Source organism: Pseudomonas poae RE*1-1-14 (genome assembly GCF_000336465.1).
Classification (GTDB): Bacteria; Pseudomonadota; Gammaproteobacteria; order Pseudomonadales; family Pseudomonadaceae; genus Aquipseudomonas; species Aquipseudomonas poae.
The window spans coordinates 449,166-473,518 of sequence record NC_020209.1 but is presented as its reverse complement, the minus strand read 5'-3'; the positions used below and the strand labels follow the sequence as shown (position 1 = coordinate 473,518).

At 57.4% G+C, this 24,353-nt stretch carries 24 protein-coding genes and 3 pseudogenes; 15 read left to right on the top strand and 12 right to left on the bottom strand.

What is annotated here, in order from left to right; translation table 11 throughout:
* The first annotated feature begins 127 nt into the window (after nt 1-127).
* On the top strand, nt 128-1,144 hold the full coding sequence (rlmF, locus tag H045_RS02185; RefSeq protein WP_041931586.1) for a 23S rRNA (adenine(1618)-N(6))-methyltransferase RlmF: 1,017 nt from the start codon (nt 128-130) through the stop codon (nt 1,142-1,144).
* 67 nt (nt 1,145-1,211) lie between these two features.
* Here the strand turns inward: rlmF and H045_RS02180 are convergent, their stop codons facing one another.
* The gene (locus H045_RS02180) at nt 1,212-1,493 is read right to left on the bottom strand and encodes an HU family DNA-binding protein (RefSeq protein WP_003188840.1); all 282 of its coding nucleotides are present in this window, start codon (nt 1,491-1,493) and stop codon (nt 1,212-1,214) included.
* Between the two features lie 397 nt (nt 1,494-1,890).
* On the opposite strand from H045_RS02180, the gene yejK reads away from it, so the two are divergent.
* Together yejK and H045_RS02170 are read left to right on the top strand one after the other, a co-directional pair.
* Nucleotides 1,891-2,895, top strand: coding sequence for a nucleoid-associated protein YejK (gene yejK, locus H045_RS02175; protein ID WP_003171997.1), 1,005 nt, complete (start codon nt 1,891-1,893; stop codon nt 2,893-2,895).
* Entirely contained in the window at nt 2,895-3,245 is a 351-nt protein-coding gene (locus H045_RS02170; protein WP_015371300.1) for a glutaredoxin family protein, read from the top strand. Before yejK ends, H045_RS02170 begins: the two co-directional genes overlap by 1 nt.
* Here the strand turns inward: H045_RS02170 and H045_RS02165 are convergent, their stop codons facing one another.
* From H045_RS02165 to H045_RS02145, 5 genes are read right to left on the bottom strand one after another with little or no spacing between them, the layout of a single operon-like run.
* A complete protein-coding gene (locus H045_RS02165) occupies nt 3,246-4,223 on the bottom strand; it encodes a FecR family protein (protein WP_015371299.1) in 978 nt (325 codons plus the stop codon).
* A complete protein-coding gene (locus tag H045_RS02160) occupies nt 4,220-4,798 on the bottom strand; it encodes an RNA polymerase sigma factor (protein WP_041931421.1) in 579 nt (192 codons plus the stop codon). The genes H045_RS02165 and H045_RS02160 overlap by 4 nt, the downstream gene beginning before the upstream one ends.
* 6 nt (nt 4,799-4,804) lie before the next feature.
* Nucleotides 4,805-5,131, bottom strand: a complete 327-nt coding sequence (locus H045_RS02155) for a DUF3325 domain-containing protein (RefSeq protein ID WP_003234142.1) — start codon at nt 5,129-5,131, stop codon at nt 4,805-4,807.
* Between the two features lies 1 nt (nt 5,132).
* Nucleotides 5,133-6,707, bottom strand: coding sequence for a PepSY-associated TM helix domain-containing protein (locus H045_RS02150; protein ID WP_015371297.1), 1,575 nt, complete (start codon nt 6,705-6,707; stop codon nt 5,133-5,135).
* Complete coding sequence (locus tag H045_RS02145) at nt 6,704-7,006, bottom strand: DUF3649 domain-containing protein (RefSeq protein WP_015371296.1); 303 nt, start codon at nt 7,004-7,006, stop codon at nt 6,704-6,706. The genes H045_RS02150 and H045_RS02145 overlap by 4 nt, the downstream gene beginning before the upstream one ends.
* 170 nt (nt 7,007-7,176) lie before the next feature.
* Here H045_RS02145 and H045_RS02140 point away from each other — a divergent pair, with 170 nt between their 5' ends.
* The 3 genes from H045_RS02140 to fecA all read left to right on the top strand — a co-directional run bounded on the left by H045_RS02140 (nt 7,177) and on the right by fecA (nt 11,034).
* Nucleotides 7,177-7,665 (top strand): sigma-70 family RNA polymerase sigma factor, encoded by a 489-nt coding sequence (locus H045_RS02140; protein ID WP_015371295.1) that lies wholly within the window; start codon nt 7,177-7,179, stop codon nt 7,663-7,665.
* Complete coding sequence (locus H045_RS02135) at nt 7,662-8,603, top strand: FecR domain-containing protein (protein ID WP_015371294.1); 942 nt, start codon at nt 7,662-7,664, stop codon at nt 8,601-8,603. Before H045_RS02140 ends, H045_RS02135 begins: the two co-directional genes overlap by 4 nt.
* A 91-nt stretch (nt 8,604-8,694) precedes the next feature.
* Complete coding sequence (gene fecA, locus H045_RS02130; protein ID WP_015371293.1) at nt 8,695-11,034, top strand: TonB-dependent Fe(3+) dicitrate receptor FecA; 2,340 nt, start codon at nt 8,695-8,697, stop codon at nt 11,032-11,034.
* Nucleotides 11,035-11,100: 66 nt separating this feature from the next.
* On the opposite strand, the gene H045_RS02125 is transcribed toward fecA, so the two are convergent.
* A complete protein-coding gene (locus tag H045_RS02125) occupies nt 11,101-11,511 on the bottom strand; it encodes an HPF/RaiA family ribosome-associated protein (protein WP_003234155.1) in 411 nt (136 codons plus the stop codon).
* Between the two features lie 213 nt (nt 11,512-11,724).
* A complete protein-coding gene (locus tag H045_RS02120; protein WP_003234157.1) occupies nt 11,725-12,672 on the bottom strand; it encodes a LysR substrate-binding domain-containing protein in 948 nt (315 codons plus the stop codon).
* A 137-nt stretch (nt 12,673-12,809) separates the two neighbouring features.
* On the opposite strand from H045_RS02120, the gene H045_RS02115 reads away from it, so the two are divergent.
* Both H045_RS02115 and H045_RS02110 read left to right on the top strand, forming a co-directional pair.
* On the top strand, nt 12,810-14,186 hold the full coding sequence (locus tag H045_RS02115) for an L-serine ammonia-lyase (RefSeq protein ID WP_015371292.1): 1,377 nt from the start codon (nt 12,810-12,812) through the stop codon (nt 14,184-14,186).
* A 337-nt stretch (nt 14,187-14,523) separates the two neighbouring features.
* Complete coding sequence (locus H045_RS02110) at nt 14,524-14,841, top strand: DUF3509 domain-containing protein (RefSeq protein WP_015371291.1); 318 nt, start codon at nt 14,524-14,526, stop codon at nt 14,839-14,841.
* On the opposite strand, the pseudogene H045_RS24900 reads toward H045_RS02110, so the two are convergent.
* A pseudogene (locus tag H045_RS24900) lies at nt 14,838-15,092 on the bottom strand (phosphate-starvation-inducible PsiE family protein); the annotation flags it as partial. The gene H045_RS02110 and the pseudogene H045_RS24900 overlap by 4 nt on opposite strands.
* Before the next feature lie 508 nt (nt 15,093-15,600).
* Here H045_RS24900 and H045_RS02100 point away from each other — a divergent pair.
* Nucleotides 15,601-16,698, top strand: coding sequence for an AAA family ATPase (locus H045_RS02100; RefSeq protein ID WP_236277792.1), 1,098 nt, complete (start codon nt 15,601-15,603; stop codon nt 16,696-16,698).
* 4 nt (nt 16,699-16,702) lie between these two features.
* Entirely contained in the window at nt 16,703-17,443 is a 741-nt protein-coding gene (locus H045_RS02095) for an HNH endonuclease family protein (protein ID WP_015371288.1), read from the top strand.
* A 76-nt stretch (nt 17,444-17,519) separates the two neighbouring features.
* Here H045_RS02095 and H045_RS24275 read toward each other — a convergent pair whose 3' ends face one another.
* Together H045_RS24275 and H045_RS02090 are read right to left on the bottom strand one after the other, a co-directional pair.
* A complete protein-coding gene (locus H045_RS24275) occupies nt 17,520-17,969 on the bottom strand; it encodes a phosphate-starvation-inducible protein PsiE (RefSeq protein ID WP_081602868.1) in 450 nt (149 codons plus the stop codon).
* Nucleotides 17,970-18,113: 144 nt separating this feature from the next.
* Nucleotides 18,114-18,356: pseudogene (locus H045_RS02090) on the bottom strand (phosphate-starvation-inducible PsiE family protein); the annotation flags it as partial.
* A gap of 903 nt (nt 18,357-19,259) precedes the next feature.
* Between H045_RS02090 and H045_RS02085 the strand changes: the two are divergent.
* A complete protein-coding gene (locus tag H045_RS02085) occupies nt 19,260-19,526 on the top strand; it encodes a YebG family protein (RefSeq protein ID WP_015371285.1) in 267 nt (88 codons plus the stop codon).
* Between the two features lie 135 nt (nt 19,527-19,661).
* Here the strand turns inward: H045_RS02085 and H045_RS02080 are convergent, their stop codons facing one another.
* Nucleotides 19,662-20,117: a helix-turn-helix domain-containing protein gene (locus H045_RS02080; protein WP_015371284.1), complete on the bottom strand. Its 456-nt coding sequence runs from the start codon at nt 20,115-20,117 to the stop codon at nt 19,662-19,664.
* Nucleotides 20,118-20,336: 219 nt separating this feature from the next.
* On the opposite strand from H045_RS02080, the pseudogene H045_RS25660 reads away from it, so the two are divergent.
* The 4 genes and pseudogenes from H045_RS25660 to H045_RS02065 all read left to right on the top strand — a co-directional run bounded on the left by H045_RS25660 (nt 20,337) and on the right by H045_RS02065 (nt 24,324).
* Nucleotides 20,337-20,848, top strand: a pseudogene (locus tag H045_RS25660) (hypothetical protein).
* Between the two features lie 284 nt (nt 20,849-21,132).
* Nucleotides 21,133-21,984 carry a MurR/RpiR family transcriptional regulator gene (locus H045_RS02075; RefSeq protein ID WP_015371283.1) on the top strand — a complete coding sequence of 284 codons (852 nt, stop codon included), beginning with the start codon at nt 21,133-21,135 and terminating at the stop codon, nt 21,982-21,984.
* A 42-nt stretch (nt 21,985-22,026) separates the two neighbouring features.
* Nucleotides 22,027-22,584, top strand: coding sequence for a D-alanyl-D-alanine dipeptidase (ddpX, locus tag H045_RS02070; protein WP_015371282.1), 558 nt, complete (start codon nt 22,027-22,029; stop codon nt 22,582-22,584).
* 183 nt (nt 22,585-22,767) lie between these two features.
* Complete coding sequence (locus H045_RS02065) at nt 22,768-24,324, top strand: ABC transporter substrate-binding protein (protein ID WP_015371281.1); 1,557 nt, start codon at nt 22,768-22,770, stop codon at nt 24,322-24,324.
* The last annotated feature ends 29 nt before the right edge of the window (nt 24,325-24,353 follow it).

The following is a 24,353-nucleotide window of genomic DNA, read 5'->3' as shown; positions in this document are numbered from 1 at the left end:
GCTTGAACCGTGTGAGAAAAGAGACCTTCGGGTCTCTTTTTTTGCCCTGCAAACGCCCACATTTAACCCAGGCAGGCAGAGGGAATGTGTGACAATGCCCACCACTTTGAGCCAACACCGAATCAACATGACCGCCCCCACTACGCCCAAACCTCCGCGCAAGAAGCCCAAAACCGCCGCCACGGCCAAACCCGTCGCACCGCGCAAAGAGGCTACCCTGCACCCACGCAACCGCCACACGGGCCGTTACGACTTCCCGGCGCTGATCAAGACCACGCCGGAATTGGCGCAATTCTTGATCATCAATCCCTATGGCAAGGAAAGCATCGACTTCGCCAGCCCCGATGCGGTGCGCGTCTTCAACCGGGCGTTGCTCAAGTCGTTCTATGGCATCCAGCATTGGGACATTCCGGCTGATTACCTGTGCCCACCGGTACCGGGACGCGCCGACTACGTGCACTTCCTCGCCGACCTGCTGGCCAGCGGCAATGACGGCAAGATCCCGCGTGGCTCGATCGTCAAGGTGCTGGATATCGGCATGGGCGCCAACTGCGTCTACCCGCTGATTGGCTACATGGAATACCGCTGGAATTTCCTCGGCTCCGAGGTCGACCCTACCGCCGTCGCCGCTGCCAAGGCCATCGTGCAGTCCAACGACCTGAGCAAGGTCATCCAGTTGCGCCTGCAACCCAACCCGAAGCAGATCCTGCTGGGTCTGCTGGAGCCGGGCGAGCGTTTTGACCTGACCCTGTGCAACCCGCCCTTCCATGCGTCCATGGATGAAGCCACCAAGGGCAGTGAGCGCAAATGGCGGGCCTTGGGCAAGGCCGATCCGAAGCGCAAGCTGCCGGTGCTGAACTTCGGCGGCCAGTCGGCCGAACTGTGGTGTGAGGGCGGCGAAGCGCGCTTCGTGACGCAGTTGATCGCCGAGAGCGCGCATTTTGCGCACAAGGTGCTGTGGTTCAGCACCCTGGTGTCAAAAGCCTCCAACCTGCCGGCCATCGAAACCGCCCTGAAAAAAGCCGGTGTGCTGGAAAGCCAGGTGGTGGAGATGTCCCAGGGGCAAAAGCAGAGCCGGTTCGTGGCCTGGACATTCCAGACCAAAAACGAGCAGCAGATCTGGCGCCAGCGCTGGGTGCGCTAGAACCAAATCGCAGGCAACAAAAAACCGTGCCCGGATCGCTCCGGAGCACGGTTTTTTTTGCTGCGTCTTACTTGTTAACAGCGTCGGTCAGGCCTTTGGCCACAACCAGCTTGATAACTTTTTTGGCAGCGATTTCGATGGCAGCGCCAGTCGAAGGGTTACGGCCAGTACGGGCAGGACGCTCGGTCACTTTCAGTTTGCCAACGCCTGGCAGAGTGATTTCGCCGCCGTTTTCCAGCTGATCGGCAACAACCTGGCTCAGTTGGTCCAGCAGAGCGCGCACGGTGGTTTTCGGTGCGTCTACTGCTTCAGCCAGGTCAGCGATCAGTTGGTCTTTAGTAATAGCCATTGTGGTGTTCCTTCCCTATCAAATTCATATGGATTGCAGAGTGCAGTGTCAGCCATCGAGCCCGGCCATCTAGGCCTGGCACCCCTGGCTTATAACCGTCGGAGATCGGGGTTATAGATGCTCTAAACAGGGATTGGTTCGACCTGACAGATGCTGAATGCACGCTTAACGCCGAGACTTGGCGCAAGACCGGGCAAAACTAGCACAGCGACGGGGAAATATCCGCCTCTACCTACCCATTTGGTCAGCTTTATCGCTCTAAACCGTGAAAAAAAGGCATATGGCCTGTAAGCGGGCGTGCAAAACAGCTTCCAGGCGCGCCCTGGCCAATGGGTGCGGTACACTGGACGACTTTTTGGGGAGGCCCACCGCTCCCCCTCAACCAGCCGAGAAGCCTATGCCGATCCGTCATTGCATCGTCCACCTGATCGACAAAAAACCCGACGGCACACCTGCAGTTCTTCATGCGCGCGACTCGGAGCTGTCCGAATCGGCCGCCATCGAGAACATGCTGGCCGACCTCAACGAGAGCTACAACGCCAAACAAGGCAAGGCCTGGGGGTTTTTCCATGCCGAGTCCGGCGCGCACCCGTTCAGTGGCTGGTTGAAAGAGTATTTCGACGGTGGCCAGGACTTCACCACCTTCAGCCGTACAGCGGTCGAGCACCTGCAAAAGCTGATGGAGGAGTCCAACCTCTCTACCGGCGGCCACGTGCTGTTTGCCCATTACCAGCAAGGCATGACCGACTACCTGGCGATCGCCCTGCTGCACCACAGTGAAGGCGTGGCGGTGACCGACGAGCTGGACGTGACCCCGTCGCGCCATCTGGACCTTGGCCAGTTGCACCTGGCGGCGCGGATCAACGTGTCCGAGTGGCAGAACAACAAGCAGTCCAAGCAGTACATCTCGTTTATCAAGGGCAAGAACGGCAAGAAGGTTTCGGAGTATTTCCGCGACTTTATCGGCTGCCAGGAAGGCGTCGACGGCCCCGGCGAAACCCGCACGCTGCTCAAGGCGTTCAGCGACTTCGTGGAGAGCGAAGACCTGCCGGACGAGTCCGCCCGCGAAAAGACCAAAACCCTGGTGGACTACGCCAGCAGCCAGGCCAAGCTCGGCGAGCCCATGGGCCTGGAGGAACTGTCGGGCCTGATCGACGAAGATCGGCCCAAGGCGTTCTACGACCACATCCGCAATAAGGACTACGGCCTGTCGCCGGAGATTCCAGCCGATAAGCGCACCCTCAACCAGTTCCGCCGCTTTACCGGCCGCGCCGAAGGCCTCTCGATCAGCTTTGAAGCGCACCTGCTGGGCGACAAGATCGAGTACGACGAAGCCGCAGGCACGCTGATCATCAAAGGCCTGCCGACCCAACTGACCGACCAGCTCAAGCGCCGCAACTGATGCTCGGCGGGGTCTTTAAAAAAGTCCTGCTGGTGTTGCTGGTCGTGGTGGTGATCCAGAACTGGGGCAAGATCGAGCGGGTGTTCAACCCGTCCCAGGTGGTGCCTGAGCAGGTGCGCATGTCGGCACGCGTGGTGCTTTATGCGACCCAATGGTGTGGCTACTGCAAGCAGATCCGCCGCTTCCTGGACAAGAAAGGCATTCCATACCAGGCCTTCGATATAGAGAAAGACGCCAAGGCCCGCGCAGCGTACGAAGCGCTGGGCGGCGGCGGAATTCCGTTTGTGGACGTGAACGGGACATTGATCCGGGATTACAACCCGGACGCGATCATCGCGGCACTGAAATAATCAGCGCACCACGATCACCCGGCCCAGCAGGTTGTGTTGCTCAAACCCCAGAACAGCTTGCAAGGCAGCCAGCACGGCCACCGGGTCCTTGCTTGGAAAGCTGCCGCTCACGCGCCTGGCGCCCATCTTCTCATTGAGCAGCAGGATGCGCCCGGGGTAATAGCGGCCCAGGTCGTTGATCACATCGGCCAATGGCGCCTGGTAGTAGTTAAGCCAACCCTCGCGCCAGGCCAGGCGTGATTCGCTGTCGACCGCGTGCAAGGGTTCGGTCCGGCCATCGGCATAAGCCACTTGCTGGCCGGCCGTCAGGATCTGCTGCGGGCCCTGCTTCGACGCGGTGACACCGACCCGCCCGGACAACACCGTCACCTCGGCCCCCGCCGGTTGCAGACGCACTTCAAACTGCGTGCCCAACACCCGCGCCTCTCCACTGCCCGCCTCGACCACAAAGGGCTCGCCGGTGTGGTTCACGTTGAAAAAGCCGGCACCGCGACGCAGCCGGATATGCCGTTCACCGTGACGGAAATCCACGGCAATCGCGCTGTCCGCATCCAGGACGACGCTGGATTGGTCAGCGAGCGTAAAGGTCTTCACCTCCCCTGGCGCGGTCACGTAATCGGCGTCCAGGTCATCGAGCCAACGCGAGGGCTGCCAGCCGGCGCCCATCGATACCATCACCAGCAGACACGCGGCGATCGCCAGGGCGCCGAACCCGCGCGCCATTCGCGAGCGCTTCGTGGTGGTCATCGCGTTCAAATAGCCCTGCAACGCAAACGCCTCTTCATCTGCGAGGGTTCGCGCAGGCCCTTCGCTCAATTCCCACAAAACCTGAGCCTGGGCGTAGGCCTCGGCATGGGCAGGGTCGGCTCGCAGCCAGTGGCTGAACCTGAACTGGTCGCTACTGCCGGGCTGATCGTGCAGCAGGCTCAGCCAGGCGAGCGCGGCCTGTTGCTGAGCGGGGGTGGGTTGAGCGTTCACGGTGATTTCCCTGGCGTGCGTGGAGGCGGTGGCTCGCGAAGGCTGGCCTTGCAGGCTTCGAGGGCGCGCATCATATGTTTTTCCACGGCACTTTGGGACAGCCCCATGGCCTTGGCGATCTGTGCGTACTTGCGCCCGTGGATGCGGTTGAGCAGGAAGATCTGCCGGGTGCGCTCGGGCAGGCTGCGCAGGGCGGCTTCAACATGGCGCAGGTCATTGCCCGCTTCCAGCGCAGCCTGGGGCTCGGAGCCCTGATTGTCCTGTTGCTTGGGCAGCCAGCCCTCGCTGCTGCGCACGCGGGCGCCTTCGCTGCGCAGGTGGTCGATGGCGATATTGCCGGCGCAACGCAGCAGGTAGGTGCTGAGTTCTTCGACCTGCACCAACGGCCGGCGCCAGAAGCGCAGGAACAAATCCTGCACCAGGTCGGCCGCTGTCGCACGGCAACCGACGCGCCGGCTCACCAGGGCTTCCATCTGCGAACGCTGGGACAAAAACACCTGCAGAAAATGCGCGCGCCCGCACGCCGCATCAGTGGGCGGGCGCTCTTCGGAATCTGGTGGCGTGCTGATCATCATGGCGGCTCAGAGGGTCACAAACGCCGCAACGGGGCTGGCCAACAGCCCGGCACCCGCCAGGCTCAAGGCCAGCCTTGGCAGGTACGGCAACAGCAGCACCAGCAGCAGCGCGCTGAGCATCAGCACCGCGCACCACTCGACCAGGCCCTGGCTCCAGCCGGCCACGGCGACGGCTGGCCAGATCGAGCCGAGCAACAGCAGCCAGCCGCTCGCACGCCAGCCGAGGCGGCGCTGTGGCGATGGCTTGCTGCGTAGCAACTCGCCGTGGTGCCGATCGGTGGACAGGCACAGCGCGGTGAATCCGGCATAGCACAACAGCAGCGCAAGCAGCATGTCAGCGGGCCTCCCGCGTAAGGTTCAGCCCGAGGGCGCGTTCGGCCGTGGGCTGCGGCGCCATGCGGCACCGCATCTTCCACGCAGCCCACGCCAGGAAGACCCCGCTGCCCAGGCAGGTCAGGTCGAAACCGGCCATGGCCCAGTCGCCCCTGGCCAGTGACACGCCCAAGTGTTGTTCGGTGGTGATGGCATTCAACAGAGGCACGGCCCCAAGCAACAGCGCCGCGCAGCTCAGTTGCTCGATCCAGCCCCGGCGTCCGCGGCGCAGCGCGGCATGCAACAGGCTCAAGCCCCAGGCAATAAAGAACGCCTGCACCTCCCAGTCGGAACGCTCGGCGAAGCTCGCCGGCAGCAGGCGGTTGGCCCAGAAAAACGCGCCGATGGCGATCAACAGCCCGGACATGCTGGCGATGTTCAGCGTCTCCACCAGGCGCAATTCATATGGCATGACGCCGGTTCTGGCATGTTTGAGCTGGCGCTTGCCCAGCCACATCACCAGCCCGGTGCCGATCATCGCCGTGCCGGCCAGGCCACAGATGAAGTAAAGCCAGCGCAGCACCGGCGTGGCGAAATGGCCCATGTGCAGGCCGTAGAACGTGCCGCCGATCAGCGCCGGCAACGATTGCCCGCCACCCACCCGCAGCAATTCCCCTGTGGCACCGTTGAACGAGACCATGCTGCCAAAATCCTGCGCCACGCGATCGGAGCCCGCGCGGAATATATTCACCGACGCGTTCACATCGCCCGGGTTGTTCACCGCCAGCCGTCCGACCTGCCCGCCCGCCCATTGCGCACGTGCCTGCGTGTACATCGGCACCAGCGACTGCAACGGCGCCGGCTGACCGAGGGCCGGTGCGTTGTCGGTGGCGGGGAACATCTCGCTGAAGAAAGCGCGGGTGTCAGCGCCGTAGGACGCCATGATGGGCGCCGGCATGACCATGCTCATGAAAATCACCAGGCTGCTGTAGGTGATCATCAAGTGGAACGGCAGCACCAGCACCCCCACTGCGTTGTGCCCGTCGAGCCAGGAACGCTGGCCCTTGCGCGGGCGGAAGGTGAAGAAGTCCTTGAAGATTTTCTTGTGGGTGATGATGCCGGTGATCAGCGCCACGAACATCACCATGGCCGCAAGCGTCGACAGCCAGCGGCCCCACGGATGGGGCATTTGCAGCTGGAAATGGAAGCGATAGAAGAACTCGCCGCCCTTGCTGTCACGGGCCAGCACGGCTTCGCCGCTGACCGGGTCAACGACTTTCTGGACAAAATTACCGCGCTTGCCGGGGTCGAGCTTGTCTTGCCACATCACGGACAGGCCGGGATCGCGGCTGTTGGGCAACGTGATGAACCAGCGCGCGGCGTCGGGCGCGTGCTGCTGCAGATAGGCTTGGGCAACGGCGAGGCTGCGCGCGTCGTCCAGCGGATGCGCTTGCACTTCGGGCTGCATCCAGTGGGTGATCTCGTCCTTGAAATAGGCCAGGGTGCCGGTCAGAAAAATCGCAAACAGCAGCCAGCCAAAGATCAGTCCGACCCAGGTGTGCAACCAGGCCATGGCCTGACGAAAGCCCTCTTTCATGTGCGCGCCATCCACAAACCCACGCCCGCCAGGGTGGCAAACGCGGCAGTCGGCAGCATCACGCCAAACCAGGCCCGCCAGGCGGTGCGGCAGGCGAAGCACCAGAGCACCGCGAGCAGGTAGAACACGAATGAGCTCATCATGCCGGTCACCACCGCATCGGCGCGAGAGGTGGGCAGCCACAGCGCCATGCACACCGCGGCCAGGGACGCGATCAGATAACCGCCGAAAACAGCCGCCAGCGCGCGCGAGGTGACGGCGAGGCGGTAGGAGATGGGCAGTGTGGTTTTGCTTTTCATTGCGGCGGCGCCAGATTATTCAGCTGGCGATATTAATGATAAATATTCTCATAAGCAAAACCGAACGGATGAATCACCTGCCCTGCCGCATTGCCGAACCCGCTTGCGCACCCTACAATGCGAACAATTCTTGTTCTCTAAAGCTTGCTCATGCTTGCGGAGTGTTTGCGTTGAGCCCGTCCACCACCGTCGAAGTCTTGTATCAGGACCATCACCACTGGCTCAACGGCTGGTTGCGACGCAAGCTCGGCTGCGCGGAAAGTGCCGCGGACCTGGCGCAGGACACCTTCATGCGCGTGCTCACCGCGCCGCCAACACCCGCACTGATCGAGCCTCGCGCGTTCCTCACTACCGTCGCCAAGCGCGTACTGTTCAACTTCTACCGCCGCCAGGACCTGGAGCGCGCCTATCTCGACGCCCTCGCGCAGATGCCGGAACAGGTCGCGCCATCGGAAGAAGAACGCGCGATCATCCTGCAAACCCTGCTGGAACTTGACCAGTTGCTGGACGGCCTGCCCACCCCCGTGAAACGGGCGTTCCTGCTGGCCCAACTCGATGGCCTGACCTACGCGCAGATCGGTGCCGAACTGGGCATCTCCCTCGCCACCGTCAAGCGCCACCTGAACAAGGCGGCCATGCGCTGCTACTTCGCCCTATGAATTTCTCGACCCAGGTGGCCGAACAAGCCGTGCACTGGCTGATGGAAATGCAGCAAGGCGCGCTCAACCCGCGTCAGCAGGCCGCCTGGCAACAGTGGCTGAATGCCCACAGCGAACACCAGCGCGCCTGGGACCACATCCAGCGCGTCAACCAGCGTCTGCGCGGCATGCCTTCGCCCCTGGCCCATGCCGCGTTGAATGCGCCCGCCTCAAGCAGCCGACGCCAGGCACTCAAGTTACTGTTGATCCTCGGCGCCGGCTCGGCTGCGGCCTGGGGTCTGCGCCAGCAACATGTGTTGCCGCCGCTGAGCGCCGACTACCGAAGCCCCGTGGGTCAGCGCCGCACGGTGCAGCTGGCGGACGGCAGTCAGCTCAAACTCAACACCGGCAGTGCGGTGGATGTGCATTTCGATGGCCGGCAGCGCCTGATACGCCTGCTCGAAGGGGAAATCCTGCTGACCGCCCGCGCCGGCGACACACCGCTGCGCGTACTGACCGGCCAGGGCCTGTTGAGCAGCCAGGCAGCCCGCCTGAATGTGCGCCAGTTCAATGACCATACGCAATTGGCGGTCTTCGACGGCCATGCCGAGGTGATGCCCAACCGCTACAGCGGCCTGCCATTGACAGTGGACGCTACGCGTCAGGTCAATTTCACCCGCAAGGGTTGGGACACGCCACGGCCCACCGACGCCAACAGCGGTGCCTGGGCCGACGGCATGCTGATGGCCGCGCACATGCGCCTGGAGGATTTCCTCGGTGAGTTGAGCCGCTATCGACGCGGCCAGCTCAATTGCGATCCGCAGGTGGCCAATTTGCTGATCTCCGGCAGTTACCCGCTGGACGACAGCGAGCGCATTCTCGATCTGCTGGAAGTCAGCCTGCCAGTGAAAATTCGGCGGTTCACCCGCTATTGGGTCACCGTGCAGGCGCGCGCCTGAACATTATTTTCTTACCGAGTGAGCCGTTTTCCATACCTCGCGTGACAGAGAAGGAAAGCCCCCTTGATCCGCCTTCTCAGGACCGCGTCCCATGCCCCAGCAACCCACCCTGCTCGCCCGCACCCTGCGCCACTTGTTACTGGGCGCCAGTCTCAGTTTCACCCTGCTGCCACCGCTGATGGCAGCCGACGCCAAGCCCTTTCACATCGCCCCAAGCTCGCTGGAAACAGCGCTGAACCAATTTGGCCGTGAAGCCGGCGTGCTGATTTCCTTCGGTTCCGAGATGACGGCCGGCATGCAGAGCCGTGGTTTGACGGGCAATTACAGCGCCGCCGAAGGCCTGCGCAAACTGCTGGAAGGCACCGGCCTGCAAGCCCGCGCTGAAGGCAACAACGCCTTCAGTCTGCAACCGGCACAAGCGCCGGCCACGCTGGAGCTGGCCACGTCCAGCGTGGTCGGCGACTGGCTCGGCGATGCCGCGCAGACCAACGTCTTCGAACACCCCGGCGCCCGCGATGTGATCCGCCGCGAGGAATTCGAACGCCAGGGCGCCACCCAGGCCAAGGACGTGCTCAACCGCATCCCCGGCGTCAACGCCCCGGACAACAACGGCACCGGCAGCCATGACATGGCGCTGAACTTCGGCATTCGCGGCCTCAATCCGCGCCTGGCGTCGCGCTCCACCGTGCTGATGGACGGCATTCCGGTGCCGTTCGCGCCCTATGGCCAGCCGCAGTTGTCGTTCGCGCCCATCAGCATGGGCAACATGGACGCTGTCGACGTGGTGCGCGGCGGCGGTGCGGTGCGTTACGGGCCGCAGAACGTGGGCGGCGTGGTCAACTTCGTGACCCGCGCAATTCCCGATGCGCCCACCGTCAAGGGCGGCCTGCAGACCGAAACCAGCCCATCTTCCAGCCACGACGGCTTCAAGACCACCGGCAACCTGCTCGCCGGCGGCACCGCCGACAACGGCCTGGGCGGCGCCCTGCTGTACTCCGGCACCCGTGGCGGCGACTGGCGCGAAAACAGCGACACGCGCATCGACGACTTGATCCTCAAGGGCAAATACCAACTGGACGACGCCAACAGCTTCAACGCCATGGCGCAGTACTACGAAGGCCAGGCCGACATGCCCGGCGGTTTGAACGTGGCCGACTACAAGGCCGATCCGTACCAGTCCACCCGCGCCTACGACAAATTCTGGGGCCGCCGCACGATGTTCAACGTCGGCTACCGCTACGAGCAGGACCGCCGCGAATTCACGGTCAACAGTTTCTTCACCAAGACCCTGCGCAGCGGTTACCTGGACCAGGGCAGCTTCCTTTCACTGTCGCCACGCGAATACTGGGTACGCGGCATAGAGACCCGCTTCGCCCAGGGCTTCGACCTCGGCCCCACCAGTCATGAAGTGGGCGTGGGCTACCGCTACATCAACGAAGCCGGCCACGAACTGCGCTACCGCACACCGATCTCGGCCAATAACCAGCAGATGCCCACCACCAACAGTCGCAACGACCGCGACACCCGTGGCGGCACCGAAGCCAATGCGTTCTTTATCGATGACCGCATCGATATCGGCAAATGGACCATCACCCCCGGCATTCGCTACGAGATGATCGAGTCGCAGCAGACCAACAACCTCAGCAACGTCAAGTACAAGGGCGACTACAACACCGCGCTGCCGGCGCTGAACGTGCTCTATCACCTCACCGATGAGTGGAACCTCTACGCCAACACCGAAGGTTCGTTCGGCAGCGTGCAATACAGCCAGATGCCCAACCGCGTGAGCAGCGGCGAAGTGAAACCGGAGAAGGCCCGCACCTGGGAGCTGGGTACGCGCTATGACAACGGCAACCTGCGCGCGGAAATCGGCGCATTCCTGATCAACTTCGACAATCAATACGAAAGCAACCAGACCAACGACTCGGTGATCGCGCGCGGCGAGACGCGTCATCAGGGCATCGAGTCGAGCGTCAACTACGCCCTCGATGGCCTGAGCCCGGCGCTGGCTGGGTTTGATGTGTACGCCAGCTACGCCTACGTCGACGCCACCATTCGTGAAGACGGCCCGAACAAGGGCAACCGCGTGCCCTTCTCGTCCAAACACAAAGGCACCCTGGGCGTGGGCTACACCGAAGGCCACTGGAAACTTAATCTGGACAGCAGCTACCAGAGCAGCCAGTTCGCCGACAACGCCAATACCCGCGCCGAAAGCGCCGACGGTGCCAACGGGCGCATCCCCGGCTACATGCTGTTCAGCAGCCGCGTGGCCTACGATTTCGGCCCGCAACTGTCGGATTTGAACGTCGCGGTGGGCGTGAAGAACCTCTTCAACAAGCAGTACTACACCCGCTCGTTTGACGATAACAACAAAGGCAAATACGTCGGCGAGCCACGCACCGTGTACGTGCAGACCTCTATTGCGTTCTGATCGACACGTGAACGAAAACGGGCCTGCATGTGCAGGCCCGTTTTATCAGGGGGGGTGAAAAAACCGTCAGCTATTGATCGCGGCGTTTTCGTTTTCCAGGAATTCCTGTTCCAGCGCGTCTTCATTCACTTTATTGATCGGCTGGTTTTTCGTGGCAGCGCGGGGCTTGCCTTGCAGTTTGCCGAACAAGTGCTCCAGCGCGTGATCGAGCTTGGTGGCTGCACCGTCGATTGCCTGTTCCAGGGTATCGGCCTTGTGCAGGACCGACAGCGGCTGATGGCCCTTTGGCCGTGCTTCCAGGCGGCAACTTAAATCGTGGGGACCCGGCTTGTCGCCGTTCTCATCGCGCAGGTAAACCTCAACGCGGGTCAGGTCTTCTTCATAACGTTCGAGCGTGCTTTCGATGGTAGTACGTACCCACTCCTCCAGTCGGATGCTGCTTTCAATATGGTTATCGCTATTGACTTGGATTTGCATAGTTCTTCCCTTATTTCAGCTAGCTCGCCAGAGATCACAAACTGCAACACCGGGGTGGTGAAACCATGACCTCCTGCTTACACAATTGAGCACCCGCCGAAACAATTCAACCCCTTAACAAAGATAAATCCTACATTACAAATTTACCCTGACGACAAGCAGAAACGCTGTTAGGGTGGGGAGTTAGTTACATCTTCTTACGACCACATTTCCTCATGATTGCCCCTCGCCCGACGGGTGCAATGCGCGAAAAATCCCCGCCTCTTCCACCAGCCAGTCATGCACCGCCCGCACGCCCGGATGATTCAGCGCCCCCGGCGCGTACAGCAGCACGTAGCGTTTATGGTTGGGCACGGCCAAGCCGAATGGCACGATCAAGGTGCCGCGTTCCAGCTCATCGTTGAGCAAGGTGCGCCGCGCAATAGCCACACCCATGCCGGCGATGGCGGCCTCGATGGTCAGGTGGTTGCGGTTGAAGGTGTGTCCCCGGCGTACATCGGCGTGGTGATAGCCGATTTCATTCAGGTAGAACTCCCACTCCGCGTACTCATAACTCCCACGCCAGGCGGTGATGTCGTGCAGCAACGGAAAGTGCGCCAGGTCCGCCGGCCCGTGCAGCGGTGGGCGGCCACGCAACAGGCTGGGGGCGCACACCGGAAAAATCTGCTCATCCAGCAGGGCTGTGGATAACAGGCCAGGGTAGCTGCCGTCATTCAGGTCGATGGCCAGGTCGAAATCACCTTCGTGCAGGGCGACGCTGCTGTCTTCGGCGACCAGGCGCAGCTGGATGTCCGGAAAACGCTGCTGCAGCCGTGGCAGGCGTGGCGTTAGCCATTTGCCCAGAAACGACGGGATCGAGCGCAGCCGCAGGGTGCCGCTGATCATCCCCGCATCCAGCCGCTGCAGTTCGGCGTCGATGCTGCCGTACGCCTCCCCCACCGTGACCGCCAGCCGCTGCCCCTCGGCGCTGAGCTCAACACCACGGGCCCGGCGATGAAACAGACGAAAGCCCAGGCGCTCCTCCAATTGGCGGATTTGCTGACTGACCGCTCCCGGCGTGATGTGCAATTCCTCAGCGCAGCGGGTAAACGACAGGTGCCTCGCTGCGCAGGAAAACACGTGCAGCCACATGTAGGTCTGGCCATGAAGGGGACGCGGCATAGGGTTTAGTCCTGCTAAAGGGTGTCTTAGGATAATTCGTTGGTCAGCACCAATCCACAGGCTCAGTATCACGCCAATTGCGCTCGTCCCACAAAAGATGGCAGCGATTTCTGTTCCATTGCTTGTAAGGGTTTAGCATGGCTATCAGTGTTTTTGATCTATTCAAGGTGGGCATCGGCCCGTCCAGCTCCCATACCGTCGGCCCGATGCGAGCGGCGGCGACCTTTGCCCAGACGCTGATCGACCAGCAAGTGCTGGCTGCAACACGCCGCGTCGAAGTGCGCTTATACGGCTCGCTGTCCGCGACGGGTGTGGGTCATGCCACCGACCGCGCCTGTGTCATGGGCCTGATGGGCGAATGGCCGGATCAGATCGATCCCACCTCGATCAACCCGCGTATCCAGCAATTGCGCGAGTCCGGCCGGCTGTTGCTGGCAGGCCGGCAGGAAATCGCCTTCGACTGGCACACCGACCTCCTGCTGCTGGACGAAAGCCTGCCCTATCACCCCAACGCCATGTCCCTGCACGCCTACGGTGACAACGGGTTGTTGAGCGAACAAACCTACTACTCAGTCGGCGGCGGCTTCATCATCGACGCGGTTGAAGCAGACTCGGGCATTGCACCGACCAGCAATGTTGAATTGCCCTACGACTTTTCCAGCGCCGTTGAACTGCTCACCTTGTGCAACAAACACGGCCTGCGGGTTTCCGAATTGATGATGGCCAACGAGCGCGCCTGGCGCAGTGACGAGCAGATCCGCAGCGGCCTGCTGCATATCTGGTCGGTGATGCGCGAGTGCGTGGAGCAGGGCCTGCGCGATGAGGGCATTCTGCCCGGCGGCCTGGACGTGCCGCGTCGCGCGGCAAAACTGCATCGCAGCCTGCTGGAGATCGGCAAGCCCAACGTCATTACCTCGACGTTATCGGCCATGGAATGGGTCAACCTGTTCGCCCTCGCCGTCAACGAAGAAAACGCCGCCGGCGGGCGCATGGTCACCGCGCCGACCAATGGCGCGGCGGGTATCATCCCCGCGGTGCTGCATTACTACATGAAGTTCAACCCCGATGCGTCTGACGATGATGTGGTGAATTTCTTCCTGGCTGCTGCCGCCGTCGGCATCCTGTGCAAGAAAAACGCCTCGATTTCCGGTGCCGAAGTCGGCTGCCAGGGCGAAGTCGGCTCGGCCTGCGCCATGGCCGCCGCAGGCCTGGCCGACATCCTCGGTGCCACGCCCGAGCAGCTGGAAAACGCCGCCGAAATCGGCCTGGAACACAACCTCGGCCTCACCTGCGACCCGGTCGGCGGCCTGGTGCAAGTGCCGTGCATCGAGCGCAATGCCATCGCGGCGGTCAAGGCCATCAACGCCACGCAAATGGCCTTGCGTGGTGATGGCAAGCACTTCATCTCACTGGACCGGGTGATCCGCACCATGCGCGACACCGGTGCCGACATGCACGACAAATACAAGGAAACCTCACGCGGCGGCCTGGCGGTCAACTGGGTGGAGTGCTGAGTGCGCTGCAAGCGACCGTTTTATCGGCGCTGCCCTGAAACAGGTCACCCCTCTCCACCCCATCGCCGAATCCATGTGGGAAGGGGCTTGCTCCCGATAGCGGCGTGTCAGCCAAGTATCCATTGGCTGATAAACCGCTATCGGGAGCAAGCCCCCTCCCACAGTTGCATCTGCTTGTAACAGAGACCGTTGTACGGCACGCCCTTTGCTGTACAGCTATTGAGGAAAACGGACCTTGTGAACCCTCAGCGACGGAGTGACCGGTGGTCAGGCAATGCGAACCAATCCCGACACCGGTCGTCAATGACTGCATGTTCTTATCAGGCGGTAACGCACCATGGACAATCCTTTTCAGATCATCACCGACACCTTCAGCCCCCAATACCGCGTCAACCTGAGCATCCAACGGCTGGACGGCAGCATCATGCTCACCCTCTCCAATGAAGAAGGCGTGGTGGCCAAGCGCATGATCAGCGCCGAACAGCGCAACGATCCGCAAAGGCTCAAACGCCTGGTGCAGAGCATCCAGTTCGGCATCGCCATCGAGCAGGGCCACAGCGCCATGGATATCCTGACGGTGATGACCGATGGCGACAGCCACAAAATGCTGCAGCCACCGCCCCCACGTAACCAGCCCTTCAGCGCCGGGCTCTAGAGCTCGCCCTTCTCGGTTTCCAGGCTCGCCTCGCCTTTGCGACGCGGGCCTTCGATTTTCACAGACGGGAAAGCCGACGAGGCATAGCGCACCACCAGAATCGCGAACGCCAACAACAGAATGCCGCCACACAGGTAGATGATGCCCAGGTCCGGCGGGTTGTGATGGGACACGTTCGAGATCAACAGACGCGTGAGCGCGGTGATCGCCATGTAGATCAGAAAGCGCACCGGCATGTGGTTGGTCTTGACGACAGTGACTCCTATCTTAGCCCTAAGGAATACCGCGTAAACCTCATGGATATAGAGTGAAGTACGCCTTGATATTCGTAAGATAGGCGGAAAAATCTACCTGCGAGCACATGAGTGGCATGACTAGCCAAGGCAATTAGGCATGTTCCGAATTGCTCACGTCTGTGCGAAACGAGCTAACTTACTCATTAGAGCTTAAACTCGAAATTTAAGAGATTCAGCTATTGATGGAGTTCTCCAGACTTACGCAGTAGAAAATATTATACGGAAAACTTACCGCTTTTACACTTCTATAAACTTCAACTCAAACCCTCAACACAACAGAAATTGCGCAAAACTCGCAAACAAGATAACATACAACAAAAGCTTAAAAAGCTAAAACTGAAACTCGCAATACAATCCAACAAATACATACACAAATCGGACGTAAGGGACTATGCATCTAACAAAGATAGATATTCGCAACGTAGCAAACATAGACAGCCTACAGATCGAATTCAACAGACACATGAACATAATTTGCGGGCCAAATGGCATAGGAAAAACCACAATATTAGAGTGTATTGCACAAAGCTTCTCTGGCCAGTTTGTACCAATTCTAAAACGTCGCGCCGACTCTTCAGAGGGAGAAGTTCTCGCCTGGATAGATGATATATCCTCAACAGAATCTGCAGGATTTAAAGTAACTGAATTTTTGCCCGCTCGAGGTAACGCCTATACCCAACCTATTGAACACCGAGCCAAAAACTTACTATCCCTCAAGGTAGCCAGAACATTTAATTATCAGCCGCTGGATGCTGTAGCTAAAGACGTCCGTAAGGATACCGCTAAGATCTCAACTGAAAACATAAGCGGCCTTAATATTTCAGAGGTTAAAAACTGGTTCGTCAATCGGCACTTATATTCAGCACATTCAGACTCACTCACCGGCGCCCAGTTGCACAACATCAGCTTAGCCAAAGAATTTTTTGGAATATTAAACTCAAACTATAAATTCAGCAGAGTTGATGCAAGCTCTAACGAGATAATGGTCAGCACTCCTGCCGGTGAAATACTATATGAATACTTATCATCAGGCTTCAAATCTTGCCTTTCAATATTATTTGGCATCGTAAAAGAGTTAGAATTCAGATTTAAGGAACTGGAGGTAAAGGCCGATGAGTTCTCCGGAGTAATACTTATTGATGAAATCGAACTTCACTTACACCCAGACTGGCAAGCCAAAATAGCAAAAATCCTGACTATTGCGTTTCCGAAGTCACAATTTATTGTGTCGACCCACAGTCCTCATGTAATACAAGCAGCACAGTTAGATGAGGTAATTGCACTACAAACAGATAATGGTCATGTGTTTAGAAGGACCCTTCCAGAAACTCAGTATGGCTTTCAAGGGTGGACAATTGAAGAAGTTCTAAAAGATGTAATGGGCATGGAAGACACTCGTACTCTTATTTATCACAAAACTCTAAAAGAATTTGAAAAAGCCGTTGATGACGACAATTACAGTGACGCCAGCGCCGCTTATGAAAAACTCGACAGTTTACTACACCCAGAAAATCATTTAAGAAAGCTTCTTGCCTTTCAGTTAGGCGCACTGAAAGGATAAAGCCATGATAAAACTTGAAAGGATAAAAAAACCTACATTCCTCTCCAACGAAAAAGCCGCAGAGTTAACGAGGAAATTTAAAGAAACTGGCGATAGTGTCTGGAATCAAGAAGAAATAAAAAAGCCACTTTTACAATCCAGCCATGAAAAATGTGCTTACTGCGAATGCTGCGTCTCCGAAGAAAGCAAATACATGGAAGTTGAGCATTTCAAGTACAAAAACAAGTATCAAGACTTAGTCATCGAATGGCTTAATCTTCTCCCATCGTGCAAAAGATGCAACATCGCCAAAGGCGATCACGACGTCGAAGACGAACCATTAATAAACCCCTACGACATAAATCCAAGGGAGCATCTCAAGCTTAAACTCTATAAACTGAAGGGCGTCACTGAGCTTGGAAAGTCCACGATTGACGCAGCAGATCTAAACAACTCCGAACGGCTAGTTATAAAACGATTTGATATCGGACAACAACTACAAACATCAATCGAAACCGCTACAGAAAGACTAGAACTTTGGATCAACACCAAAACAACTCGTAGAAGAAACAAATTAGCCGGAATCGTTGAAACTATTCTTCTAGAATGTCAACCCTCTGCCATATACTCAGCAACTACAGCCACAATCGCATTAAACGACGACGACCTCTTGGAGGTTATCGAGAAGATGAAGAACCATAACATCTGGAGCCACCATCTTGACATTTTACTTAAATCCGCATCAACTCTAACATTAAGCACATAGAAAATTCGATTTAGAGGGAGTCAAAAACTCCCTCCCCCCTTTTCAAAAATCTTAAACCCCAACCCACATTAAATCTTCAATCAGTCTTTTCTTTTACTGATGGGTATTTTGAAGAAGAATACCTAACCACCAAAATCGACACAGCAAGTAGAAGCACACCACCACACACATAGAGAATTCCGGTATCCGGCGCATTGTGATGAGAAACGTCACTGATCAATAAACGAATCAGTGCCGTAACGCCAATGTATAGAAGAAAACGTAAGGGCATGTGATTAGTTCGAAAGTAAATGCCACTCATCGCTAGCAATTCAAGAAAAATGAAAAGCAGTAAGATATCATCTACAGAAATTTTAGGTTGTTGCAACATTCCTATAAAGGTAGAAATTCCCGCATAAACAGTCACTACCCCGATTCCAAACAAAGCGAGGTAATGAAACGCTTCTACAAACAAATTGCCGATTGAGTCAGCACCACCATGCAGTTTTTTGCGCAGGCTTTCAGCCCATTTCACTTCTTGCGTCATCGTACCCACCACTGTTCATAAATTAAGCAAATCAAGCCAACCACACGGCGTATCAGAAGCGGCTCATGCTCGCCATTGCCTCGCATTAGCGTGGTTTGCAAGCATCTGGTAGCCATGACTAAGAATGTTAGTAACGTATACCTTCGTCTTGAAATAAATCCCGACCATCGCGCCCAGCTCCAGGTAGATGAACAACAGCAAGATGTCATCGATCTTGATGTGCCCGTTCTCCAGCATCCCCAGAAACTCCATCACCGCTGCCCACGCGGTCACCGCACCAATGGCGAACAGCGCCAGATAGTGGAAGGTTTCGACAAACAGATTGCCCAGGGACTCGGCCAGCCCGTGGACCTGCCGGCGCAGCCTTTCGGCCCAGTTGATTTTCACGATAGTGCTTCCTTAGGTCGACTCGACCGGATAATGCGGGATGGACGTGACGGTTATTCTGCATGCAGAAAAAAGACCAGTGCTGGGAAGTGAGAGGGCGGCGGGGTGCGACGGGGCACGTCTGGGAATTGGAAAAGTGAATATTACGCTCATCCGAGAAGCAGTCGCTCATGGCTACCGTTGGCGGGCGTGTAAACCGAAAGGATCCTAGCCATCGGCCTGCTCTTCGTTGTCTGCGTGGGTACCAGAGGAAAAGGAAGTGTCCATTGAAGGCTCCGTTGTCGATGAGGAAGGAATCTAGCCGCTGGCCCTTTTACTGCCGTGCTCCAAGCGATGAAGTGAGTAACAGGAAAAATCCAGGCTTGCGCGACCTTTTTTTTGGCCGCCCCACTAGCGTGCGAACAGTCTGTAAGAGGCATCAGGCTGGCGCGACTTGCTCCAATACCCGTAGTAGCAAACCCGCATTTCCCCACTACATTAAAAACCTGCTATCCAAACCGCTGCGTTTGGCTTATGCTTTTCGCTGTATATAAATACAGTAGTCGCAAAAGACATCTATCGTGAAGGCATGTGAGGTGGTGAATGGCCGTCGAAGTGGTATACCGCAGCAGCCGAGATCTGGAGCGTTTGTTCTTGATTTTGCGGACTAGTGGACTGCCTAGATAGCCATTGGTCGGGGATAGGTGCCTCTAAAACTGCCGTGATATCAGTAGCCTACGCATCCAAATGGAGAGAGATCGTCCTTCGAAACCAATTACCCTGCCTAGTTTTCGCTTTTGCCACCCTGCCTAGTTAGCTCGTAGGGCTTTAGTGAAACAGTTCGCAAGATTCATCGGCCAGCATTTGCTTTGAACAATGCTTCCTCATACACACTGGACAAACAGACAGACGACGAGGCCAAAAATGGCAGTTGAGACTCTTTATCGCAGTACCCGAGACCTGGAGACTACTTTTGTGGACCGCAAACTCGCTGATGCGCATGATCAAATGCTTGAGCTGGCGGAGCTGCTCACGGACACACTGATGAAGCATGTACCGGGGATATCTGAGAAACACGCAGAAGATGTGAGCATCTACATGGCTAAAAATCGCTCAGTGTTCGCAGCAGCTTTCAAAAACAATGTCGGCGCTTTGAGCGAGCTTACTGAAGCCGCTGGGACTGAAGGATGAAATAGGTCTGGGCCTTCGAGCGGGCGTGATTGACCGTTTAGTAAGCGCTTGGAGCTTATGCAAACTAAGCTCCAGCGTAATGGGACTGTTTGGAATATTTCTAGGATTACAACCCCCTCGGGAGTGCTTGGTAGCTCATCGCTTAAGCCAATAACGGTCGACTGTGGCGCGACTGACACCCAGTCTACGCACGATCTCCATTTTTGCTAATCCTTCGGATTGCAAAGTCTGGATGGCCAAACGATTATCTTCTGCCCGCTTTCCACGTACCCCACGGCTCGCGCCATGATTGATAACACTACTCAGCAGGCCAGCTCCGAGCAGTCGGTTTAAATCACATTCTTGCTGATGCCGATAGGCTTCCAACTCGACCCCAACCATGCGCGCCTCTACAGCCATAAGCAAAAGGCTTTGGGAGATGCCCAGGCACTCGCATAAAGAATAGAATTTGAGAATGGAAATGGCCTGACGCCCTTGTTCGACCTTGGCAAGATGATCTCGATTTAGGACTTGTGCACAGCCCTCTCGACTGAGCCCAGCAGCAACCCGGACTTCCCTTATGACCTGCCCTAAAGCCTCCAAATAATCCATCTCTCTTCCGTGTACTCACAAAAGAGAGAATAAAGCCACGCTTTGACGCATCACATCGTGGGGGGTATACCATGCATATATAGCGCGAAAGCTTGGAATCCTCATCCTTCCAGGAACGTTCTACAAATCCTCAAACACTCACAACGCAGTCGAGATGCGTACTGCGATACCGAATGTTTTTTCACTGTGGGTGTACGAGCGGCACGGACTGAATCGGGAATGGGTTGGCAATTGATATATATACTTGACCCTGCAGAACGTAAAGTTTTCACCAGGACACACTGTGAGCTAGAGGGGGTGGGCTTTCTTATCACCATACCTCAGCCCAGACAGGGATGAGTGATCGCGCCGCGATGGTCAGCTGTGCGTATGAACTTCAGTACTATCTGAATGCTGCTCCTGACGTTGTGATCAGTCATGTGCAGATGCTATGCCCACCAGCCCTGACCCGCTCCGACAGATGGCGTTTGGAAGATCTGGACCAAATTATTTGCTTCCAAGGCATAGCAACTCAAGAAAGTGCCGTTTTATATCGCACTTCTCACGGTGTTTACAAAATGGGAGAGCTGGACCTTCGCAAAAAAAAGACATCACAGGTGTGGTTCTCGAAAAAGCGCTTGGAAAATCACCGGCCTCGGATTTCAGTGTCGGTTCCCAGATCAGCCAGTCACCAGATGTACGCTCCCCTCTACCTGAAGCGCAAGTCGACGAAAAGTCCCAAACTCGCTTAAGTGTTGGCGCCGGCCCCGAATTGACCCAGTTGCCGAGATATCACTGACCCGGGCAGACTCCTTGCGAACCACTCCTTTTACTGGATTTGTGTTGACTTGAGGGTAGGTTAATCCCCGTCAGCACGTAGGGCAATTCAGCGCTGGCGTTAACAACAGGACGATTAAAGCGCTAAAAAACACTATGCCATCATTCTTTCCACATGTTACCTTGATAACACGCAGGACAAAAATGATCGTCTAATAACACTCATAGTCTGATTTTTTATCCCTACTGCGGATTACTCATGGACAAGACCGGTTTCCTGGAAATGCTGGACAAGCGGTTTTCCGACCTCACGCCGACAGGTAAACGGATTGCCGGCTACCTGCTGGCCAACCCGCAAAAGTTGCCTTTCGAGACCGCCGACAGCATCGCCCAACAGACCGAAACCACAGGGATCTCGGTCGGGCGTTTCTTGCGCTCACTGGGTTACCGCAACATCGATGATGTGAAGAAAAGCCTGCGTGACGATGACGAAAGTGCCTGGGTCATCACCGACAGGCTGGGGGCGTTTCGCGAAGAAAAGATCCATGGCGATCCCCTCGAACGCTCGATGAAGCGCGAAGTCGAAGCCGTCCAGCGAGTGTATGCGCTGGCGCGTGGCACCACCTTCTCACAAATCGTCGACAGACTTTGCGCCGCGGATGCCGTGTTTATCGTAGGCATTCAGTCGACTCGCGGCATTCTGAATGCCTTCTTCAGCCATTTAGAATACATCCGGCCCAAGGTCTATTACGTGGACGGTTTGTCAGGGACTTATGCCGAGTCACTCAACTCCCGGTTCGACAATCCCTACGCGGTGATTGCCGATTTCCGTATGTACTCGGCCGTGGCGCGGACCTTCTGCGATGTGGCCCATCAGCAAAAACTGCCGCTGGCCTTCATTACCGATTTTCAATGCCCCTGGGCGCGAGACTACCCCCACGACCTGCTTCAACTGGATTCGGACGTGGGGCAGTTCTGGGACTCGCTGGCACCGCTTTCCTGCCTGCTCAACCTCATCGTTTCCGCGGTGGCTGAAAAACTAGGTAACCACCTTGATGAACGCCTGGCCAAGAACCGCGAATTGCAAAAACTGTTTGGTCAATTTGATTAAGGCATAGCCGTGCCACATTAATGCCTGTGTTGGAGCCGTGAAGTGAATAACAACCCCCTCATCGAAATCGATGCCCAAGCGTTGAAAATCGAGATCGATCTGATCTATGCCGGTGCCCATAATCTGGCGGGCAAGCGGATTTATCAGGACCCGCGCTGTCTGTTACACCCCGATGCGGAGGCCTGCCTGCGCAAGGCCTGCCAACTGGCCCACCAGGCCGGCTTGAGCCTGCGTATTCTCGATGCCTACAGGCCGCCGTACGCTCAATACCTGTTGTGGGCCGCCCTGCCCAATGCTGAATACGTTCGCGACCCGGCCCTGGGCTCGCACCATAGTCGAGGCGTGGCGGTCGATCTGACGCTGATCGACGCGAATGGCCAGGCATTGGATATGGGCACCGGCTTTGACGATATGCGCAAAAAATCACACCAGTTTTACCCTGATCTTCCACCGCAGGTGCAACGCAATAGATTGCTGCTGCTGGGCATCATGCTCGCCTCGGGGTTCACCTATATCGACAGCGAGTGGTGGCATTACGAACTGCCTGACGCGGAGCAATACCCACTGATCGATGATCAGTCCATTGCTCCCGCCCATTGATTCAATAAGCGTGACACCCGACCGGGACATCGATGAATCCCTGCTTAGAACACGTTGCCACTTCACGGATTAAAGTGGATAGCACGCCTGGGATGCCCTCCGGCCTCCCATTTTTACTGCCCGGTATAGCGCCAATAATAAACCTGGAAAAAATTCCATACATCGAACGATAAAGGAACCGGCATGAAATCAATCCTTGCACCTCGTCATCTGGCGATGGCTGTTTTCGTCACCGCCATGGGCCTCGGCACCTGGAAATCGGCAAGCGCGGCCTTGTCTCAGGACACGCTGATGATCGGCAAACCGTCCGATCCGCAGACGCTCGACCCGGCGGTGACCATCGATAATAACGATTGGGCAATCACCTACCCGGCTTATCAGCGCCTGGTGACCTACAAGACCGAGAACGGCAAAGGCAGCACCGAAGTCCAGGGTGAACTCGCCGCCAGTTGGTCGACCTCGCCGGACAATCTGACTTGGGAATTCAAGCTCAAGCCCGGCAACAAGTTCGATGACGGAACCGAGGTGAATGCCGAGGCGGTCAAGTTTTCCTTCGATCGCGTGATGAAACTCAAACAAGGGCCGTCGGGTGCATTCCCCGATGACATGGCCGTCAGCACGGTCGACCCGATGACCGTACGCTTTACCTTGAAAGCGCCGTACGCGCCGTTCTTGTCGACCCTGGCGCACAACGGCGCGGCCATCGTCAACCCGGCCGTGGCCAAAAAACCCGAAGGTGCCGAGACCTATTTGTCGACGCATACCGCCGGCTCCGGCGCGTTCAAACTGGTCAACTGGCAGAAAGGCCAGGCGCTGACCCTAGAGCAAAACAGCTACTACGCCGGCCCCAAACCGGCCCTGAACAAAGTGGTCGTCAAGATCATCGGCGAAGCCTCGGTACGCCGCCTGCAACTGGAACATGGCGACTTGGACATTATCGAAGACATGCCCGAAGACCAGCTCCAGGCCCTGGCGAAAAAGCCCGGAATCGTGATCGGCGATTACCCTTCGCTGCGCGTGACGATGCTTTACCTGAACACTCAAAAAGCCCCGATGAGCAACCCGGATGCGCGTCGCGCGATTATCGAGTCGGTCGACTACAACGGCATTATCCAGGGCATTTTGGGGGGCAAGGCAAAACCGCTGAACGGCCCGATCCCTCAAGGCATGTGGGCATATGACGAAACGCTGCCGGTGCTGAAACAGGACCTGGACAAAGCCAAGGCGGACCTGGCCAAGGTCTCGCCGAAGGTCAGCAACCTGACGTTCATGTATTCCGACAAAGACCCGAACTGGGAGCCCATCGGCTTGACCCTGCAAGCCGGCCTGCAGTCGTTCGGCGTCAACCTGAAGATGGAAAAACTGGCCAACGCCAGCATGCGCGAACGCCTGGGCTCAGGTGATTTCGACGTCGCCATCGGCTCATGGAGTCCGGACTTTGCCGACCCCTACATGTTCATGAATTTCTTTTTCGACTCCAAGCTCAAGGGCCTGGCGGGCAACCGTTCGATGTACGAAAACCCGGCGGTCGACAAGCTCATTCGTGAGTCGGCCACCACCAACGAGATAGCCAAGCGTGTTGAGCTGTATCAACAGGCGCAGAAGATCGTACTCAACGACAGCGTCTACGCGTACCTCTATCAGAAAGCCTACACCTTGCCGATGAGCGACAAGATCAAAGGGTATGTGTTCAACCCGATGCTTGAACAAGTCTTCAACATCGGCACGATCACCAAGTAAGGCCGTGTCGCTGGCAGCGGCCCCGCAAC

Bases quoted from the DNA above. Each gene is read 5' to 3' on its own strand.
- H045_RS02170 (WP_015371300.1), top strand. From the start codon at position 2,895: ATGCTCGGCGGGGTCTTTAAAAAAGTCCTGCTGGTGTTGCTGGTCGTG.
- H045_RS02080 (WP_015371284.1), bottom strand. From the start codon at position 20,117: ATGGATTATTTGGAGGCTTTAGGGCAGGTCATAAGGGAAGTCCGGGTT.
- H045_RS02115 (WP_015371292.1), top strand. From the start codon at position 12,810: ATGGCTATCAGTGTTTTTGATCTATTCAAGGTGGGCATCGGCCCGTCC.
- fecA (WP_015371293.1), top strand. From the start codon at position 8,695: ATGCCCCAGCAACCCACCCTGCTCGCCCGCACCCTGCGCCACTTGTTA.
- H045_RS02135 (WP_015371294.1), top strand. From the start codon at position 7,662: ATGAATTTCTCGACCCAGGTGGCCGAACAAGCCGTGCACTGGCTGATG.
- H045_RS02110 (WP_015371291.1), top strand. From the start codon at position 14,524: ATGGACAATCCTTTTCAGATCATCACCGACACCTTCAGCCCCCAATAC.
- H045_RS02125 (WP_003234155.1), bottom strand. From the start codon at position 11,511: ATGCAAATCCAAGTCAATAGCGATAACCATATTGAAAGCAGCATCCGA.
- rlmF (WP_041931586.1), top strand. From the start codon at position 128: ATGACCGCCCCCACTACGCCCAAACCTCCGCGCAAGAAGCCCAAAACC.
- H045_RS02145 (WP_015371296.1), bottom strand. From the start codon at position 7,006: ATGAAAAGCAAAACCACACTGCCCATCTCCTACCGCCTCGCCGTCACC.
- H045_RS02155 (WP_003234142.1), bottom strand. From the start codon at position 5,131: ATGCTGCTTGCGCTGCTGTTGTGCTATGCCGGATTCACCGCGCTGTGC.
- yejK (WP_003171997.1), top strand. From the start codon at position 1,891: ATGCCGATCCGTCATTGCATCGTCCACCTGATCGACAAAAAACCCGAC.
- H045_RS02075 (WP_015371283.1), top strand. From the start codon at position 21,133: ATGGACAAGACCGGTTTCCTGGAAATGCTGGACAAGCGGTTTTCCGAC.
- H045_RS02085 (WP_015371285.1), top strand. From the start codon at position 19,260: ATGGCAGTTGAGACTCTTTATCGCAGTACCCGAGACCTGGAGACTACT.
- H045_RS24275 (WP_081602868.1), bottom strand. From the start codon at position 17,969: ATGACGCAAGAAGTGAAATGGGCTGAAAGCCTGCGCAAAAAACTGCAT.
- H045_RS02095 (WP_015371288.1), top strand. From the start codon at position 16,703: ATGATAAAACTTGAAAGGATAAAAAAACCTACATTCCTCTCCAACGAA.
- H045_RS02100 (WP_236277792.1), top strand. From the start codon at position 15,601: ATGAACATAATTTGCGGGCCAAATGGCATAGGAAAAACCACAATATTA.
- H045_RS02180 (WP_003188840.1), bottom strand. From the start codon at position 1,493: ATGGCTATTACTAAAGACCAACTGATCGCTGACCTGGCTGAAGCAGTA.
- H045_RS02120 (WP_003234157.1), bottom strand. From the start codon at position 12,672: ATGCCGCGTCCCCTTCATGGCCAGACCTACATGTGGCTGCACGTGTTT.
- H045_RS02160 (WP_041931421.1), bottom strand. From the start codon at position 4,798: ATGATGATCAGCACGCCACCAGATTCCGAAGAGCGCCCGCCCACTGAT.
- H045_RS02065 (WP_015371281.1), top strand. From the start codon at position 22,768: ATGAAATCAATCCTTGCACCTCGTCATCTGGCGATGGCTGTTTTCGTC.
- H045_RS02150 (WP_015371297.1), bottom strand. From the start codon at position 6,707: ATGAAAGAGGGCTTTCGTCAGGCCATGGCCTGGTTGCACACCTGGGTC.